General features: G+C 49.3%; 2 protein-coding genes. One reads left to right on the top strand and one right to left on the bottom strand.

The window, feature by feature from the left end; translation table 11 throughout:
* Positions 1–265: 265 nt before the first annotated feature.
* Positions 266–1,144 (bottom strand): Rpn family recombination-promoting nuclease/putative transposase, encoded by an 879-nt coding sequence (locus DB520_RS26155; protein ID WP_114752781.1) that lies wholly within the window; start codon positions 1,142–1,144, stop codon positions 266–268.
* 846 nt (positions 1,145–1,990) lie between these two features.
* Here DB520_RS26155 and DB520_RS27425 point away from each other — a divergent pair.
* Positions 1,991–2,226, top strand: a 236-nt coding sequence (locus DB520_RS27425) for a hypothetical protein (protein ID WP_232835163.1), incomplete at its 3' end; no start/stop codon positions are given.

Below are 2,226 nucleotides of genomic sequence, written 5' to 3'. Positions count from 1 at the left end.
CCGGTCTTAAAAATTACCAAAAAACCTTCGCGTCCTTCCTGCAAAAGGCAGAAAGGCGTGCCTCCTTTGTGCCCTCCGTGACAAAAACCCTCCGAAGCGAAACCCAACCTTTCGCCTGAAAACAAGTCTCTCCGTCTCTAAGTCCCCCCGTCCCTAAGTCTCCCGGTCTTAAATGTTCTCTCTGATGGGTGCTAGAGGTTCGAGGTTGTTGTTGATATGGCGAAATCAAATTATCGCTAAAATGCAGCATTTTCAGCCGGAATTCTCACAACAGGCCCTCTCCCCTCAATATGTCCTCTACCCTTGTAACCTCAAGTTCCATGGCCTTGGCGATAACGGATATTGGGATTTTCTCTTTATACAAATTGATAACCCCTGACCTCATTTTCTTTTGCTCCCCCTTTTCGATACCAAGTTTTTCACCTTCCAGTTTACTTGCATCCAAAGCGTTTTTAAGGTCCCTGTACTGCTTGAGGCTCTGCTCGTAGGCCTTCCGGTCCTTTTTCTCCAGGTTTATTAATGTTGCTATGTCCATGACTTTTTCGAATATCTTTTCCCTAATCCTTACAGGTACCCTCTCAAGGTACTCCAGGTGCTTTAATACATACAGCCATTTGTCAAATTTGGTTTCCAGTTCGGACTCATTTTTGGCGAACTTCGGAACCTCCACATAAACGAAACGGAGCTTGTCACTGAACTCCGCCCCCGTCTCCCTATCCAGCAGCCCCACACGGTGCAGGTACCTGTCCTGCAACTTGTCCAACACGAAGTCCAGGATAGAAATGCAATACACCGCCTTCAGCCCAAAGTCCCAGTCGCCGCGCTTGCCCTGCTCCTGTAGGGGAAAAGTTGCGTAATACAGTGACCTGTCCCTCAGGTTCAACTGGAAGGCCTTTTGCATCTCCACAATAAAACGCTCCCCGGACTCCGCCACGCAGTAGATGTCGAAGACCACCTTACGGTCCAGCTTGCCCGTGCCCAGGTGCTCGTTCCTCGAGAACTCCAGACTGGCCACCGGTCCCGTCTCCGGTTCCAGGACCGCATTGATGAAGTCCAGCAAGAGGTCTTTGCTGGCCTCCTCCCCGAAGAGTTTCTTGAAACCGAAGTCCGTGAAGGGGTTTATGTTGCGTGCGGTGGATTCCATGAGTTAAATATAAGGTTTTCAGGGGAATTATTTACTTAGTTTTTCACGCTGCAAAAATTTGGAGTGTGATTGGCAAAAGTGCTTTTATGCCATCAAAAGACATCAATTCCTCGACAAGGGTGCCGTCAGGCACTAAAAATGTGGGTGGAAAAGATTTCGTTCATATTACACGCAGTCCGGTAGGGACTGAACAGATCTTCATTGGGTTAAGGACTCATTCTGTTCATATCTCTCAAAGAACACGACAGTGGTCAAACCCCATTAGCTCCGGGTGCCAACCCGGGGAAAAAGGCACAAAAAAGCCCCCCGAACCCCGGGAGGGGTTCAACACAAAGGAACTTCTTCGCTGGTAAGAACTGGTTTTTGCAACCCTAACCCTCGTTACGGGTGGGTTGGGTATCGCAATTCATGCCTAGCTTCGGATTGGTGATATTCGCCCCCTCACTGTTTATACCACCCCCTTTTTCCCCCTCCTAAAACAGGAGGGGGAAAGATCGAATTGTTGTTCTTTGCCCCGGAAGGGGGGTATTTAAGAAGCCGCCGTGTCTCCGTCCGGGATTGGTCTCCCGAACGAAATTGCCCCGTTTCCTGAATGAATCCTTCCTGCGAATACTTGTTCCCGGAGTTCAACCCCGTCCGGGGTTGGGGAATTGTCGTTGAGTCCTTTAATCCCCGAGCTGACGCACGGGGCTAATGGGGTTGAAACCCATGCGGGTTTCTTTGATCCATTTGGAGACTGTGTCAGGTGTTACCCAATGTGAACTTAAGAGTGGTCTTTGTTATTGGGATTTTTGTATACAGTGGCGACCGTTTTCATGCCAAAAATTGTGCTCTTGGTTTCGACCCATGACCCTGAAAGGGTCCAACAATAATAACCCCGGGTCAACCCGGGGAATTGGGATACACTCCCCAAAGCCCGGAACCACGGAGTGGTTCAACTCCATTGCACTTCCTAGCTGGGAGGAATATATTTTGATAAGCTTAACCTTGTTTAGGGCTGAGGGGTGGGCGAAAAATGAAAGGCTTCGAAAGGTTGATTATTGCAGCCGAATTGTTTCCACCACCCCCTTTTATCCCCCTCC

This window comes from Pleomorphovibrio marinus, from assembly GCF_003347495.1.
Classification (GTDB): Bacteria; Bacteroidota; Bacteroidia; order Cytophagales; family Cyclobacteriaceae; genus Pleomorphovibrio; species Pleomorphovibrio marinus.
Note: the sequence above shows the minus strand (reverse complement) of the source record. Positions and strands in the feature narration are given on the sequence as shown.

Excerpts from the sequence above, each read along its gene's own strand:
- DB520_RS26155 (WP_114752781.1), bottom strand. The coding sequence starts at position 1,144 with ATGGAATCCACCGCACGCAACATAAACCCCTTCACGGACTTCGGTTTC.